Below are 15,742 nucleotides of genomic sequence, written 5' to 3' on the forward strand. Positions count from 1 at the left end.
TTCCATTTCATATTTTATCGAGGATTAAATGTTAAATATTTACTTCAAAGTTATAAATGAATACTTTCCTTATATATTTCGGAATATGCCAATTACATACAAGACCTTTTGGCAAAGAAACTATCATGTTCTCTTTTACAGTATACGTTTCGTCCTCTACCGTGATTAACACTTCACCTTCCAACACATAAAACACTTCTTGCTCTTCCACTTTCCATTCTACATTATTGGGGCCATGATCCCATTCTTTCCAAGTGTCCACATTCAGAGCTTTTGCTTCTTCGCTGCTAATCTCTTTAACAAAAAAACCATTCATGTTTTCTCCCCCTAAAAATTTCAATTCTCTGCTTTTTGGTTTCAATATGAGACCCAACCTATATCATATTTCTCCTAAAGTAAAAATTCAATTGGATTTTCCCGCAAGATAAGTATTTTTAAAGTCGTTCTTTGCTTTTTCATACCTAAACTATCAATTTCATCTCCACCCTACTATTATTGTTTGGAAAATTCGACTGGCTTAACTTCCAATAATCCCCATAAATACCTTCACAAAAAATACAATACTAAGAACCTTTTGTGACAAGGTTTCTATTTTTATTGTCATTTTTTATCGACAGGAATATTATTTTTACGCATGGAACTTTCTTGAAGAGTTTTACAGAAAATTACTTTTAATTACTTTTATTTACTTAAAGTTTCGCTTTAAGATTCCACGCAATTCCATAAGAAATGAGGGGAGTACTCATTGAAGACTAAATGGTTGTTTTTGTCATTAGCTCTTACTTTATCCGGCGTCCTTTCAGGCTGTGAAAAATCATTGATGATATTCGATCCGAAAGGTCCGCAGGCAAAGACTTTGTCAGATACCATACTTTTTTCGATTTTCATGATGATTGGTATTTTGCTGGTCGTCTACATTCTCTTTACTTTTATGCTTGTGAAATACCGAGCATCCAAGTTGGACAAGGATTATGAGCCTCCCCATGAAGAAGGCAGCAAATGGTTGGAGATCACCTGGACGGTTATCCCTATTGTCATTGTGATTGTGTTATCAGTTGTCACTGTCCGTACAACCAGCGACGTAGAGAAAACACCGAAAGCATATGCAGATGAAAAACCACTTGTTATATATGCATCTTCTTCCAACTGGAAATGGCATTTCAGCTATCCTGAAGAAAATATTGAAACAGTGAACTACGTAAATATCCCGGTGAAAAGGCCCGTAGAATTCCGTTTATACTCTTACGGGCCAATCACGAGCTTCTGGATTCCGCAGCTTGCCGGTCAAAAGTATGCGATGAGTGACATGGTCACAAAAATTCACTTGGCAGCAGAAACGCCTGGTTCTTATATCGGCAAAAACTCCAACTTCAGCGGTGAAGGTTTTGCCCATATGGAATTTGAAGCACAAGCAATGACTGATAAAGAGTATGAAGAATGGATTCACGATGTTAAAACTACTGCACCAAAATTAACTGAAAAAGAATTTGATAGTTTGTTAAAAACACCTCATGTGGGACGAAAAACTTACAATTCAACTCACCTTGATTTCAGACCAGCTCCTGAAGGAGAGCATGCGGTCCACCATCACAATGAGGAGAGCCGCGATTCAGATTCTTCTATGGAACATGACGCGAAATTGGACTCAGCTTCTTCTATGCACGATCACATGCATCAAGAAGCTACAAACTAATTTGGATTACAACTGCCTTGGAACCCAAATTCGAAAGGAGTAAAAGTTAGATGAAATGGGATGAATTTTTCGTAACCGGCGAGCCGATGATCTATGCTTCAATGGTAGCCATTGCACTTGTTTCCATCGCAATTCCCGTTGCCCTCACCTATTTTAAAAAGTGGGGCTACCTTTGGCGTGAGTGGCTGACAACAGTCGACCATAAAAAAATCGGCGTCATGTATATTCTTTGTGCTTTGCTCATGCTGTTCCGCGGAGGGGTCGACGCCCTTTTAATGAGAGCTCAGACAGCCATTCCCGAAAACGGCCTGTTAGATGCACAGCATTACAATGAAATATTTACGACACATGGTGTCATTATGATCTTGTTCATGGCGATGCCATTTGTAATCGGGTTAATGAACGTTGTCGTTCCCCTTCAAATAGGAGCTCGCGACGTTGCTTTCCCACGCTTGAACGCGATTAGCTTTTGGCTATTTTTCGCAGGAGCGATGCTTTTCAATATATCTTTTATTGTCGGGGGTTCACCGGATGCAGGGTGGACAGCCTACTTTCCTCTAGCAAGCTTGGAATTCAGTCCGACTGTCGGGAATAATTACTATTCAATTGCTCTGCAGATTGCCGGTATCGGAACATTGATGACTGGGATCAACTTTATTACCACGATTATTAAAATGCGTGCACCTGGCATGACTCTGATGAAAATGCCAATGTTCACTTGGTCCATTTTAATAACAAACGTCATCATCGTTTTCGCATTTCCTGTCTTAACCGTTGCACTTGCTTTGATGATGCTCGACCGCCAATTTGGAACACAATTTTTTGCGATGCAAAACGGCGGTATGGACATGCTCTGGGCAAACTTGTTCTGGGTATGGGGCCATCCTGAGGTTTATATTGTTATTCTTCCTGCATTTGGAATTTACAGCGAGGTCATTTCTACTTTCGCTCGTAAGAATCTCTATGGCTATAAATCTATGGTGTACAGTATGATCGCTATTTCCATGCTTTCGTTCCTTGTATGGGTTCACCATTTCTATACAATGGGACACGGAGTTATGGTCAACAGCGTATTCTCGATTACGACGATGGCGATTGCCATACCTACAGGGGTTAAAATATTCAACTGGCTCTTTACATTGCGTAAAGGAAAAATCAGCTTTACTACACCAATGCTATATGCACTCGCCTTTATCCCGATTTTTACAATCGGCGGGGTCACAGGTGTCATGCTTGCGATGGCTAGTGCCGACTATCAATATCACAATACAATGTTCCTTGTAGCGCATTTTCACTACGTGCTGATCCCTGGGACAGTGTTTGCGGTTATTGCCGGCTACCACTTCTGGTTCCCGAAAGTGTTCGGATTCCGTTTGAATGAAAAGCTTGGAAAACTTGCCTTCTGGTTTATCGCAATCAGCTTTAATGTTACGTTCTTCCCTCTCTTTATTTTGGGATTAAACGGAATGACACGCAGAATGTACACTTACTCAGCAAGCACCGGCTTCGGACCGCTGAATATGCTTTCTGCGATCGGGGCATGCGGCCTTGCAATCGGGTTTATCCTGATTGTCTACAATATTTATTACAGTGTCCGTTACAGCCCACGGGACTTGACTGGCGACCCTTGGGACGGAAGATCTTTGGAATGGAGTACACCAAGCCCTGTTCCTGTATATAACTTTGCTAAGGTCCCTGAAATTCATACTTTGGATGAATTTTGGTTCGCCAAAAAAGAAAACCGGCCGCTTTTTGAGGGTAAACTTGAACCGATCCATATGCCAAGCAACAGCGGTCAGCCATTCATCATGGGAGTATTATTCTTCTTCCTTGGATTTTTCATGGTTTTCAGCTTGTGGCTTCCAGCCATCATTTCCGGCATCGGTATTCTAGGAACAATGGCTTATCGGACATTTGAACGCGACCACGGCTATTATATTCCTGTCGAAGAAATTGAACAAACAGAACATGCATCGCGAGGTGAGGCAATATGAAAATAGATCACACCGTACCACTCGAGTATAGTACGGAAGAAAATCAATTAAAGGTTCTTGGATTTTGGATATTTCTGGGTGCGGAAATCGTATTGTTCTCCACTTTGTTCGCCGTCTATTTTACATTGCAAAATAACTATGCCAACGGCCCAAGTGGCAGCCATATTTTTGAATTGACGCCTGTCATGATTGAAACAATTGTCCTTCTTTCCAGCAGCTTTACCATTGGACTGGGAATCCATGCCATGCGGCTCGGAATGAAAAAAGCGATGATGACATTTTTCGGCATCACCCTTTTACTTGGACTAGGCTTCCTCAGCGTTGAAATATTTGAGTTCGTCACATATGTGCACGAAGGTGCCACGATGCAAACAAGTGCCTTCCTATCAAGTTTGTTTACCTTACTCGGAACGCACGGATTGCACGTTACCTTTGGTTTGCTTTGGGGCATCGGAATTTTACTTCAGGTCAAAAAGCAAGGCTTTACACCTGAAACAGCGAATAAGTCGTTTATCTTCTCACTTTATTGGCACTTCTTGGACGTTGTCTGGATTTTCATCTTCAGCTTCGTCTATCTGAAAGGAATGATGTAAGATGAAGAAACTATTTCCCTTGCCGCATGTGATGGGATTTGTCTTCTCTCTCGTCCTTTCACTTGTGGCCCTTGTTGTCGTCCTGTTTGATATGTCATTCAAAGCGGGAATGACCGTCCTTGTCGTAACTGCATTGATCCAGGCAAGCCTGCAGCTGTTCCTGTTCATGCATGTGAAAGAAAACAGCGACAGCAAAACTCTTTATACAAATATCACTTATGCATTATTTGTTGGAGTAGTAACGATATTTGGAACCCTGTTTGCGATGCTTTGGGGTTATAACATGATCTAAGAAAAGCGTAAGCGCCTTGATCAGCGCGGGCAAACAAGATGATTTCCGAGGAGGCAGTTCTTCAGCTAAGCAGCTTACATGAAAACATCTTGAGAAGCTACTTTGAAAATGCTCCCTGCAGCTTTGCGACGAGCTGAACAAGACTTCTACGAATAAGCTATGGCGCAGGAGCACTTTTGCTTCTTTGCAGGCTTGTGACCTTGGGGGGCTAGGCGCTGGCCGACTTAGAACGCCACGTCCCCGTGGCGCCGTCGGCAGGCTCGGGCTTCGACGTCCTGTCGCTTCGCCTGCACTAGGACCTCCTGTCCATCGGAGCTGGACAAAGAAAAGCAGCTTTCAAATTAACGTTTTCCATAGCAAGTTATTCTTTCTTATCATATAGAAAATACAATGCCCGGCATCCACATGATTTGTTTCTTAACTAACATTGTGGGTGCCGGGCATTTTTTCAATATGGGTAATTTCAAAAAAGTAAATACTAGTGGTCTCTCCGATATAAATCCCTGCTCTTATAACCCGCAGATAGCACCATCCTCATTTCATCGCGCCGCTTCGTCCGGGTCGCCTCTTGCTTGGCACTATATACAAAGCGTGCCCAATCTTTACGATACCCCGGAGTGAGAGATTGATAAAAGGCCAATAATTCAGGTACATCCTGCAAATCTTTTTCCACTTCAGGTACCATTGAAATGTAGTCATCAACACTTTGACTCACTTTTATTGATTTACGATTTTTGCTTCTGGAATCCTCCTTTAATCCGACAACAGTAAAGATATCATCCAATCCTACCATCCGCGAAAACTTAATATCACTCTTGCCGATATATCCGTGTTCATCTGCCCCCAACCCGCTCAACAAATTGTCACGATGTATAAATGTGGAATATACTTTATTCCCCTTCTTCGGATAAGCCAGATACAGATAACCGCCTTTATTCAGATTTCTGTTTTCAACCACTTTGTTTACGAGTTCTCTTAATGACTCCATATCCAATACAAATGCGAAGATAAGATCATACGCGCAATCAGAAAGCTCAGTATCAAAAGCTTCCAATTCCGCAAAATAGTCCTTACCCCCCGGCATATATAAAACAGCAGCTTTTTCATATTTTTTTAAATTAAGTTTTTCCACTATTGATTTGGCCATCATTATCCACCTGCTTTTCAAAATAAACTAGCATAATAATATCCCAACAATGCATACCCTTGGTCTCCTTATATTAACTGTTTTTCAACTTGGCACCATTACCATTAGAAAACTGCATCATTAAAATCCATTACATCAACCAGTGAATTTATCACCTTAAGTTAGCCCGATGACAGATGATAATAGACTTCGGCCAATTTTCGGGGTGTCCTGAACACCCTCTTAAAGAATGATGCGCTCCCAAGTGCACAAAACACGAATCCCCGGGGGAACTTCGTGTTTGTTTACTCCGTTGTGATAAATTCAATCAATCTTTTATGTGCCTGTTTTGCCAATTTCTCATCATACTTTGAAGAGTAAGGGTCACTGAACCCATGTTGACCCTTGAAAATGTGAATTTCAACATCTTTTTCCTTAAGGCTATTAATCAATTCGGCCACATTAAATGATTGCTCCTGTTCCGGAAAAAACAACAGAGTAGGACAATTTGGCGACATTTGTATGTAGTCTCTTATTCGTGACCCATAAAACCCGACAATCCCATCGACCCCTTTTTCCTCGCTGCATAACCAAGCAATGGTGGCCCCAACACTAAATCCGACCACATAAATTTTATCGTAACTTTCTCCTAGTTCAGAAATTACCCTTTGTATTCTTTCCGCCGCATTCAAAAAACCAACATTTTCCATAAAATGGAGATACGCTGTGTTTTCTTCAGAATAATCAAAGGCTGTTTCTTCTTCATAAAGATTTGGACAATAGACATCAACGTTTTGTTCAGATAACATTTTACCAACTAGTTTCATGTGCTCATTGATCCCGTATATTTCATGAATAACGATAATGACTGTTTCTGAGTCTTTATTAATGTATCTCAAATTGCACCTCTTCTATCTCCAATAGTCCTTCATTAATTCAGAGGACCATTTTGCCTGCTTAATTTCTTTCCTGGGAAGAAACTCCTTCATCACTGGCTTGATATCAACAATAGGCGTCCCATCAATTGCATCAAGTCCTTTTACAATTATTTTTCTTCCATCATGCTGAATAAGTTCAGCAGTAGTCAACCCTAATTTATTCGGTCGGTTTTTCCCGCGTTGCGCGAAAATGCCAACCTTGGGAAGCTTCTTATTATTTCTTGGGTGCCGTGCGCCATACTGGATCTTATCATCCGTTACATGATCAAAATAGAAAATGATCTCGAGATGGGAAAAATCCCCTACACCCTGAAAGGAAGATTCATCCAGTTCATCAATTAATTCAATCTCAGAAATGATCGAGCCCCAATTGTCATCCTCGATATTTTTTCGAGAATTTCTAACGTATGCGACTGGCTTAATGATTATTTCCAAAACCATCCTCCTTTTAAAATTACAAGTATTGGAATAAACGTATCATGTCAATTACCTGTATGTCATTGATTTCTTCCAATTATCTGATAAATTTGATAAACAAGCTTAAACAATCCTGTTTAAGCTTGTTGCTCTATCGATTTCTATACATATTCGGATGCAGCTTAAACATTTCCGGATACAACTTTACCATCGCCTCTGATATGATATCCGCCATCCCCCTGGCCTGCTTTTCTATCTCATCATATATCTGAATGTCTTTCTGATAATTCATGTTGATCATATATACTGCTTCTTGCTTTGTTAAGTCCAAATGGTGATAGAACATCGATCTTACGGTTTCCTTCGGCAAAAATTTATTGACACTGCTTAAGAAGACAGCGATATCATCCGCATTTGCATACCATTTCTTCTCAGCTGCCATCGCTGCTTGAGTGTTGCCTGCCAATGAAGCCTTTACAAGATCAGCCGCAATAAGAAGATGGTCTTTGATTAGCGCAGCATATTTGTCAGCTGCAGCATTTCCATATAATGGCCTAAGCATTTCTCCCATATCTGTTGCATTTTTTAAAAGCCTTTCAATAACAAAATTTACGTCTGGCAGCTTAAAGGTCAGGCTTATAATGGTCATTCTCGTCCAAGCTACATGTTCTTCCCAAAGACTGCGATTGTTGCTTCTTAAATCAACCTCTGCTTGGGTTATGCAATGATTTTGTCGTAACCCCTGTAGCTGAGTCGCTTGATAATAAGGCCCTAATATTCGGTAATAGTCACTAGGAGGGACTCCCCCATAATAATAATTCATCTTTTCACCTCGACCATTCTAATTTCCCCTACATGATATGTGTGTTCATATAGGTGAGTGTCTTTGGGACGAGGTCAAATCACCCAGAAAAAATTTACAGAATCTAGATGTTTACAAAACAGCAATTTAACAATCCTCCTCTACTATTTTATATAGATTTAATCTATTAAACTTTTTAGGAGGCTAATTGAATGAACAAGAAAAAGATTATTGCTCCATTGTTAAGTGCAGCGATTCTGTTTCCCACTGCCACAAATGTATTTGCTGAGCCGAACAAGCCGATTTCATCCGTAAAATCAGTTGAGTTTGTTGGAATGGATGCGCCCGACACAAGTGACAAAAAATCAGCCATGTATAGCGAGGCATCTTTGCTCGTAACATTGAATGACGGTTCCCAAAAAAATGTACCAATGGAATATAAATCTTTGGCTCGTCCGGGTGATGTCATCAACGGCAAAACAGTCGGAGCAGCTCACGATGTGAACGGAAATATAATAAAAAATAAAGATGGAAAGCCTATCGTTTCCACAGCGCCGGACGCCAACACGATCCTTAGCGTGAACGGAAAGAGCGGTAAATTGTATTTGATCAACCATTTCGAGAGTATGCCAAAAAATGAAATTGGTAATATGCCAAAAGCGCTTTATTTAAATACAGTTGAACAAGATAAAAAAACCGGAGAATTAAAAATAACTGATATTGAGCCTATCGATTTTTCAGCGGATGGTGGCGTATGGACGCCTTGTGCAGGTGTCTTATCACCATGGAATACGCATCTGGGTAGTGAAGAGTATGAGCCTGATGCACGGGCTCATGAAGCGAACCCTGAGAAGTCCCCGGTTACAGAATTTGCCCGCAACTATTACCAAGATCTGGAAGTAATCGGGAATCCGTACCTTTATGGGTATACAACTGAAGTGACTGTTCACCCAAATGGTAAAACGAAAGCTGTCAAACACTACGGTATGGGACGCTTATCATTTGAAAACGTGACGGTTGCACCTGATAACCGCACTGTATATTTTGGGGATGACGGAAGCTATACGATGTCCTTCATGTACATAGCAGATAAGGCCAAAGATTTGTCTGCCGGCACATTATATGCAGCAAAATGGAATCAGACGAGCGATCAAAATGGCGGCTCTGCTAATATGGAATGGATTAAATTGGGACATGCAACGGATAAAGAAATAAAAGAATTGGCCGAAAGCTTAACATTCAGTGATATTTTTGAAACAACAAACGATGCAGCATATGCTGAATCCAACGGCTTTAAACGTGTTAAAACATCAGGAAAAGACGAATGGCTAAAAGTTAAACCTGGGATGGAAAAGGCGGCAGCATTTTTGGAGTCGCGCAGATACGGTGCACTCCAAGGAGCAACCTCCGAGTTTAATAAGATGGAAACTCTCACAATAAATAAAGAGGATAATATAATTTATATGGCCATGTCCAACATAGAAAAAGGTATGATGAAAAACTCTAACGATCCTGTTGACGATATTCAATTGCCAAGACTACGTGCCGGCGCCATTTATGAAATGAACATGGCAAAAGGGCAAAAAGACCGTGATGGAAATCCAATTGATAGCGATTATGTTGTCAAGAATATGTCCGGTCTACTGCTTGGTGAGGACCTAGCTTCTGCAGATGCCGATGGAAACACCGCTCACCCTGAAAAAGTTGCAAATCCTGATAATATCGTATACTCCGAGAATTTAAGAACATTATTCATCGCGGAAGACAGCAGCATGCATACGAATAACTTTGGATGGGCATATGATGTAGATACAAAGAAACTTTCCCGTATCATTTCTGCACCTGACGGCGGTGAAGTGACCGGCCTTCAAGCAATTGACGATTTGAATGGACACTCTTACCTTATGGTCGGCTCACAGAACCCGGGTAATATTGGATATATCGACCTCCCTTCAACTGGAAAAAGCAAAAAATAAGATCTGATCCGAGACTGCCGGGATTCGTTCCGGCGGTCTTTCTTCTAGATTGTGTGCATTTATGTGGATTACTTTTTCCGTGCGTTTAATCAGTAATATCTTCGTTTAATCGATTCTTGCCTTAATTGATTTGACTATATAGTTATGTTAGGTTTATATTATCGGATTACAATATCGGCTTTAGATATCGAATAATGAAGTTATAAAGGAGCTGAGCAAACTGGAAGACAAGATATTAAGAAAACTTTTCTTGGGCTTTATACAAATACATATTCTGCATCATGCAAAGGAACATCCAATATATGGCGCATGGATGCATGAGGAGCTTCAAGAGCATGGTTACGAAATCAGTGCAGGAACCTTATACCCGATTCTTCACAGTATGGAAGCGGATGGCCTTTTACTTAAAGAAGAAAAAAATGTAGAAGGTAAAATAAGAAAATATTATTCAATCACCCACAAAGGTAAAGAAACCCTGGTTCTCGCTCGAGAAAAAGCATATGAATTATTTAAGGAAATTAAAGAATAAGAGAGTTGGTACTTGTATGAATGAAAGGAATAAAAGTAAACTTCAAACTTGGCTGGAAATATTTTTCATATCTGCTAGGCTGGGCCTCACTTCATTTGGCGGCCCCATTGCTCATTTAGGGTACTTTCACGAAGAGTATGTCAGAAGACGGAAGTGGCTGGATGAAAAAAGTTATGCAGATTTGGTTGCCTTGTGTCAATTTTTACCCGGACCGGCCAGCAGCCAAGTGGGCATTGGTATCGGAGTGATGCGCGGCGGGTTGCTCGGCGGTGTCATCTCCTTTATTGGCTTTACACTCCCCTCCGTTATTGCACTCATTATTTTCGCGTCTATTTTACATACATTTGATATTGGTGAGGCTGGCTGGATCAGCGGACTAAAAATTGTCGCTGTTGTCGTGGTGGCTCATGCAATTTTAGGAATGGCAAAAAACTTAACACCTGACATCCAAAGGCAGGCCATTTCATTATTTGCATTGATCATCACTTTACTGTGGCAAACAGCTTATTCCCAGGTATCCGTCATTCTTTTGGCAGGATTTATTGGCTATATTCTTTATAGGAAGCAAGCCCTTCAAGACAAGGATCAGCCTATTGCACAGTTTCCTGTTTCACGCCGCGTGGGAATTATTTGCCTGACCCTGTTCTTCGGCCTTCTGTTTCTATTCCCCATTCTAAGAAACATAACATCTTTGGAGTGGATTGCTTTCTTTGATAGTTTCTACCGTTCAGGTTCTTTGGTCTTTGGCGGTGGACATGTCGTTTTACCATTATTGGAACAAGAATTTGTCCCGACAGGATGGATTAGCGAGCAGCAATTTCTGGCGGGTTACGGGGCAGCCCAAGCTGTACCTGGACCGTTATTTACCTTTGCCGCCTATATTGGTGCGGTGATGAACGGTTGGCAAGGCGGTTTGTTTGCAACTTTCGCCATATTTCTGCCGGCATTTCTTCTGATTATCGGGACGCTTCCCTTTTGGAACTCCCTGCGCAGCAATCCCAATATAAAGGGAGCTTTAATGGGGGTAAATGCTTCGGTCGTTGGAATCCTGATCTCTGCTCTTTATCAACCCATTTGGACAAGTTCCATACTTGGACCGAAAGATTTTGCTTTGGGAGCAATATTATTCAGTATGCTGGTCTATTGGAAACTGCCGCCATGGGTAATCGTGTTGTCAGGTGCTGTTGGCGGTATGTTAATTTCTAGTTAATAATAAAGACAATTTTATCGAAATAATCATAAGCTATCCCATAGATATTATAATTGGGATAGCTTTTAATCATTCAAATCACAATCGGAAGGTCACTATTGTCGGCAGATTGAATGATATTAATAGGAGGTTAATATATGACTTTATTCGATCCTGGCAAACTTTCCATAAAGATCATTTCCCCTGCTAATACTATTTACCCGATTGAAGGGAGAAAATACACTCTTACTCATTCAGATATCACTGCCGAATTGTTTCTGGACATTGGATATGTATTCAACCATCAGGCGATTCATCCAAAAATGCGGGATGAAGTCCTGGCGGAATGGAAAAAGGATCGTAAGGGGAATTATTATTTTATAGGCAAAGCGTATGTTGACAACGGAGAGTTCAGTAAGAAAGTGTCAGGTACACGTTTTAACATATTTAAAAAAGAAATGAGTACCGCGCTAAAAGGAATTGTATATGGTGATCTTCCGTTTTACTCCAATTACCCAGCGCTTCTTGATGCCCCCATGTTTATACATTATGAATCTTCTTATCCTGCATTTAGACAGACTCTTTATTATGGAACACCAAGAAAATACTTACAGCAAATTTTCCATAGATCATCAAATATTAAGCAATAAGGTGACCTTTGATTTGCACACAAACTGGCAATAAAAGATAGTTTTGGAATAGCTATTTGGTTTGGCACTGTCGTTTTTAACATAAGATGGCAAGAGACTAGCTCTATGGAGGAATATTAAAGCGTTATCTATTAGTGTACTATTATCAAAACCGCCAGTCATATATAAACAATGAATGGCGGTTCTTTTTTTACCCTAGGCCCACAACCATTTCCAAATTTCTTTCACTGAGGCATTTTTTCCATACATCAGAATTCCAATTTTAAACACTTTTCCTGCTGCTTTCATCATTAACCAAATCGTGGCAAAAAGAATGAATAACGAAATGACAATTTCAATCCATGGCCAGTCGTCCAAAATAGAGAGACGCATGATCCAAACAGCCGGTGATGTAATCGGAATAAACGAGCCAATTTTAGCGATAATTCCGCTTGGGTCTGCCAAGATAGGCCCAATAAAAATAAGGGGTAAAAATGGAAGCATCATCACGATGCCTTGGAAATTGCTTGTCGCAGCCATGTCCTCGACCGTCGCCCCAATTGCTACAAATATTGCTGAAAACAGTAGGTACCCGGAAACAGCCAACACTAATAGCAGCAATGTTTCCGGAACTAATAAATATTTCATCAACGGCAGTTCAAGCTTCCAGGCTACTACAGGCAATCCAACTGCAAGCCACACGACAACTTGGGTAATTCCTAAAACGAAATAGCCGATAATCTTTCCTTGCATTAATTCACCAGGAGTTACGGAAGATAAGATAATCTCTGCTACTTTATCCTTCTTTTCCTGTGAAGCAGAGGTGAAAATCATCATGCCAGTCATGACAATCGAAAACAATACAATTCCTGCAAACGCCCCCGGAATCACTCTTTTTAGCGGATCACCTTCGTCCTCAACGCCTTCATTATTTTCAATAGATTTGTCAAATTGCGCTTGATTAACCGAGATGCCTTTTGCAATCATATTTTTCTGTTCCTCTGATAATCCGAGCCTATCAATTTGCAGTTGTCGTAAAGGAGCTTCCAGAATATAAGCTTCATGGATAAAACTTTCTTCAACATCCTCACTCATATATATATCAATGGTCCCTTGGTCCAACGTTTTTTCTGAAAGTGGAATATACACAGTTCTTTCACTATCGGCAATTTGTTTCTGCATCTCAGGCTCACTTGAATCTGTTGAATGTATTTTCCAGTTCACATCCTGAACCTCGATAATTGCCTTTACGTCACCCAAAACCCCTAACTCATCTGAAATAAATACATCGATTTCTTTGGATTCATCCCCGCCACTAAATAATTGCGGAACGAAAAAGAAGAACATGAAAAGAACGGGGGTTATTAGCAGGGAGATAATGAACGATTTATTCATCATATTCCTTTTAATCTCCCATTTCGCCACTTTAAAACTATTACGCATTCATGACACTTCCTTCGTTTTCGACATGTTTGTCCGATGCTACATCGATAAAAATTTCATGGAGGGATATCCGATCAATGGCAAGCTCCTGAATATCCAATGTCTCAGGCAACTGTCTGAGCCAAAGTGGTACAACAACATCTGGAGATAAATAAACCACGGAGACATCCCCTTTTTGCTCAACACGATTTACATGAGTAAGCCGCTCCAACTCCGAAATGTCATTTTTACCCCGAATGGTACATTTAAAATTGGCATATTGATTTTTGACATCCTCCAACGTTCCATCAATCACCTTTTGACCGCGATGAATCATAAACAAGCGATCACATACTTCTTCGACCATATTCATTTGATGGGAAGATAATAGAATCGCTGTTCCCTTACTCGCTAGATCCTTAATTTCATTTTTAAAAACTTCTTGGCTAACTGGGTCCAATCCTGAAAAAGGTTCGTCTAAAATCAATAATTCCGGTTCATGAATAATTGACCCGATAAATTGAACCTTCTGCCCCATCCCTTTTGATAATTCTTCAACAGATACTTTTTCTTTCCCTTCGAGTCCGAGTTTGGCTAAATACTCAAGTGCTCGCTCCCTTGCCTTTTTAATCGGGTAATCCTTTAATTCCGCTAAATATAAAATCATATCCATCACTTTGACATTTTTATATAACCCACGCTCCTCCGGTAAATAGCCAATTTTATTACGAGGTATTTCCCCAGCCGCATAGTTATGAAAATTTATTGTCCCTTCGTCTGGATACATAATTCCCATGATGTTTCTGATAGTCGTTGACTTTCCCGCTCCATTCGGACCTAGAATAGCCATGATCTCCCCTCTTCTTACGTTAAAGGAGATGTTCTGGATTATTTGAGTTTGCTTGAAGGACTTCCCTAGTCCTTCGACCGACAAAATCGTTACCATCGAATCTGTTCACTCCTTCATCATTCTTCAAATTGAATTTTGGTTCCGTGAATCATTTATTTGTCTATTCCTTTTTTCCACTTATGATAATAAGTTGCCATATATGTCATGATTGCAGGTATTGTAAATATATATGAGATTTGAAAAGCCCATTTACTGATATTTTGAACAAACCCTGAAGTCAATGTCATCATCAGCCATGAAATTACTGCCGATCCAACAAAGAATGCCACTGCTATCCTAAGTGATTTCGCCAAGCGTACCATTTTATCTCTGGATGATTCTACATCACTGTATATCGGTACTGCTCCTTTCTTTGCTTTAAAAATATGCATATCATGGCTAGAACAAACGTGAGTCCAACCTGCATACGAAAACATTTCAAAATACTCACTTTTCTCGTCCGGCTGCAGTGTACGATAATCAATGCTGAAAATAACGTCTTCACATTCACCTTTTTCTAACTCATAACCTGCAAAACGAAACCTTTTCAAGTGCCAGCCCTTTAATGCTTTTTGTCTCAACTTATCCATATCTTTCCCTTCAAAAAATGCAAGACCGTACGACATGATATATTTTGTACTTACCATTACAGATTCCCCCTTTCTAGACCTTTTTCCGCCAACTCAATCATGACTTTTCGACGTAAAATATCTCCTTGTAGCACTCCAAGGCCCTTTTGGGTTAATACATAGACTTTTCTTCGTGAATCTGAGTCATCATGTAACACGATAAGTTCCTCTCTTAATAGCTTTTTAATAATCGTATAAAGAGAAGCAGGGCCTATTACAAATAAACCCTTTGTTGTTTCTTCCACTAAACTCATCACTGCATATCCATGCCTTGGTTCGGTAAAAGAGGCCATAATATAAAATTCAGAGTCTGTAAGTGTCTCTACGGATTTCAATCTTTGCCCCTCCTATATATTACTTTTCGATATATCTAAAAGTAATATATCAAAAAGTGATATAGTAGTCAAAGTAAATATTTACTATTCAGTTCTCGTTAGTTCAACAGAACCGTTTTTTAATAGGTTTCCTCACGATCATCCAATTACCCTAAAATGTTTGAGGAATGGCCAGATGAATCTTTACAGCATTTCCCCAGAGTGATTGAGTATATAAGATAAAGAAAGGAATACAAGTTGACATACTACTTGTATCCCTCATCGTCTCATTTGTTATAATCTTATCTTA

General features: G+C 40.1%; 17 protein-coding genes. 8 read left to right on the forward strand and 9 right to left on the reverse strand.

Going from position 1 to position 15,742, the window contains the following annotated elements; all coding sequences use genetic code 11:
• Positions 1-31 precede the first annotated feature (31 nt).
• Positions 32-316, reverse strand: a complete 285-nt coding sequence (locus D4T97_RS04510; RefSeq protein ID WP_126048177.1) for a cupin domain-containing protein — start codon at positions 314-316, stop codon at positions 32-34.
• 429 nt (positions 317-745) lie between these two features.
• Between D4T97_RS04510 and qoxA the strand changes: the two genes are divergently transcribed.
• The 4 genes from qoxA to qoxD are packed head-to-tail and all read left to right on the forward strand — an operon-like array spanning position 746 to position 4,572.
• Positions 746-1,693, forward strand: a complete 948-nt coding sequence (gene qoxA / locus D4T97_RS04515; RefSeq protein ID WP_126048179.1) for a cytochrome aa3 quinol oxidase subunit II — start codon at positions 746-748, stop codon at positions 1,691-1,693.
• A 50-nt stretch (positions 1,694-1,743) separates the two neighbouring features.
• The gene (qoxB, locus tag D4T97_RS04520; protein WP_126048181.1) at positions 1,744-3,687 is read left to right on the forward strand and encodes a cytochrome aa3 quinol oxidase subunit I; all 1,944 of its coding nucleotides are present in this window, start codon (positions 1,744-1,746) and stop codon (positions 3,685-3,687) included.
• Positions 3,684-4,280, forward strand: a complete 597-nt coding sequence (qoxC, locus tag D4T97_RS04525) for a cytochrome aa3 quinol oxidase subunit III (RefSeq protein ID WP_126048183.1) — start codon at positions 3,684-3,686, stop codon at positions 4,278-4,280. The genes qoxB and qoxC overlap by 4 nt, the downstream gene beginning before the upstream one ends.
• Position 4,281: 1 nt before the next feature.
• The gene (gene qoxD, locus D4T97_RS04530) at positions 4,282-4,572 is read left to right on the forward strand and encodes a cytochrome aa3 quinol oxidase subunit IV (RefSeq protein WP_126048185.1); all 291 of its coding nucleotides are present in this window, start codon (positions 4,282-4,284) and stop codon (positions 4,570-4,572) included.
• A 478-nt stretch (positions 4,573-5,050) separates the two neighbouring features.
• On the opposite strand, the gene D4T97_RS04535 is transcribed toward qoxD, so the two are convergent.
• From D4T97_RS04535 to D4T97_RS04550, 4 genes are all read right to left on the reverse strand, one after another.
• Positions 5,051-5,719 carry a YdeI/OmpD-associated family protein gene (locus tag D4T97_RS04535; protein WP_126048187.1) on the reverse strand — a complete coding sequence of 223 codons (669 nt, stop codon included), beginning with the start codon at positions 5,717-5,719 and terminating at the stop codon, positions 5,051-5,053.
• Between the two features lie 284 nt (positions 5,720-6,003).
• Positions 6,004-6,597: a dienelactone hydrolase family protein gene (locus tag D4T97_RS04540; RefSeq protein WP_126048189.1), complete on the reverse strand. Its 594-nt coding sequence runs from the start codon at positions 6,595-6,597 to the stop codon at positions 6,004-6,006.
• Positions 6,598-6,609: 12 nt separating this feature from the next.
• Positions 6,610-7,071: an SAM-dependent methyltransferase gene (locus tag D4T97_RS04545; RefSeq protein WP_126048191.1), complete on the reverse strand. Its 462-nt coding sequence runs from the start codon at positions 7,069-7,071 to the stop codon at positions 6,610-6,612.
• A 133-nt stretch (positions 7,072-7,204) separates the two neighbouring features.
• Entirely contained in the window at positions 7,205-7,876 is a 672-nt protein-coding gene (locus D4T97_RS04550; RefSeq protein ID WP_235872156.1) for a hypothetical protein, read from the reverse strand.
• 191 nt (positions 7,877-8,067) lie between these two features.
• Between D4T97_RS04550 and D4T97_RS04555 the strand changes: the two genes are divergently transcribed.
• The 4 genes from D4T97_RS04555 (at position 8,068) to D4T97_RS04570 (ending at position 12,199) form a co-directional block, all read left to right on the forward strand.
• Positions 8,068-9,831 carry a PhoX family protein gene (locus D4T97_RS04555; RefSeq protein WP_126048195.1) on the forward strand — a complete coding sequence of 588 codons (1,764 nt, stop codon included), beginning with the start codon at positions 8,068-8,070 and terminating at the stop codon, positions 9,829-9,831.
• Positions 9,832-10,051: 220 nt separating this feature from the next.
• On the forward strand, positions 10,052-10,360 hold the full coding sequence (locus tag D4T97_RS04560; RefSeq protein WP_126048197.1) for a PadR family transcriptional regulator: 309 nt from the start codon (positions 10,052-10,054) through the stop codon (positions 10,358-10,360).
• Positions 10,361-10,376: 16 nt separating this feature from the next.
• The gene (locus tag D4T97_RS04565; RefSeq protein WP_126048198.1) at positions 10,377-11,570 is read left to right on the forward strand and encodes a chromate transporter; all 1,194 of its coding nucleotides are present in this window, start codon (positions 10,377-10,379) and stop codon (positions 11,568-11,570) included.
• A gap of 137 nt (positions 11,571-11,707) precedes the next feature.
• Entirely contained in the window at positions 11,708-12,199 is a 492-nt protein-coding gene (locus D4T97_RS04570) for a staygreen family protein (protein WP_126048200.1), read from the forward strand.
• 195 nt (positions 12,200-12,394) lie between these two features.
• On the opposite strand, the gene D4T97_RS04575 is transcribed toward D4T97_RS04570, so the two are convergent.
• Genes D4T97_RS04575 through D4T97_RS04590 form a run of 4 tightly spaced genes read right to left on the reverse strand, consistent with a single transcriptional unit; the run spans position 12,395 to position 15,453 of the window.
• Entirely contained in the window at positions 12,395-13,621 is a 1,227-nt protein-coding gene (locus tag D4T97_RS04575; protein WP_126048202.1) for an ABC transporter permease, read from the reverse strand.
• Entirely contained in the window at positions 13,614-14,546 is a 933-nt protein-coding gene (locus tag D4T97_RS04580; RefSeq protein WP_126048204.1) for an ABC transporter ATP-binding protein, read from the reverse strand. The genes D4T97_RS04575 and D4T97_RS04580 overlap by 8 nt, the downstream gene beginning before the upstream one ends.
• 56 nt (positions 14,547-14,602) lie before the next feature.
• Positions 14,603-15,136: a DUF2812 domain-containing protein gene (locus D4T97_RS04585; RefSeq protein ID WP_126048206.1), complete on the reverse strand. Its 534-nt coding sequence runs from the start codon at positions 15,134-15,136 to the stop codon at positions 14,603-14,605.
• On the reverse strand, positions 15,136-15,453 hold the full coding sequence (locus tag D4T97_RS04590) for a PadR family transcriptional regulator (RefSeq protein WP_126048208.1): 318 nt from the start codon (positions 15,451-15,453) through the stop codon (positions 15,136-15,138). The genes D4T97_RS04585 and D4T97_RS04590 overlap by 1 nt, the downstream gene beginning before the upstream one ends.
• Positions 15,454-15,742 lie beyond the last annotated feature (289 nt).

The organism is Siminovitchia acidinfaciens, assembly GCF_003605385.1.
In the GTDB taxonomy this organism is placed as follows: Bacteria; Bacillota; Bacilli; order Bacillales; family Bacillaceae_C; genus Siminovitchia; species Siminovitchia acidinfaciens.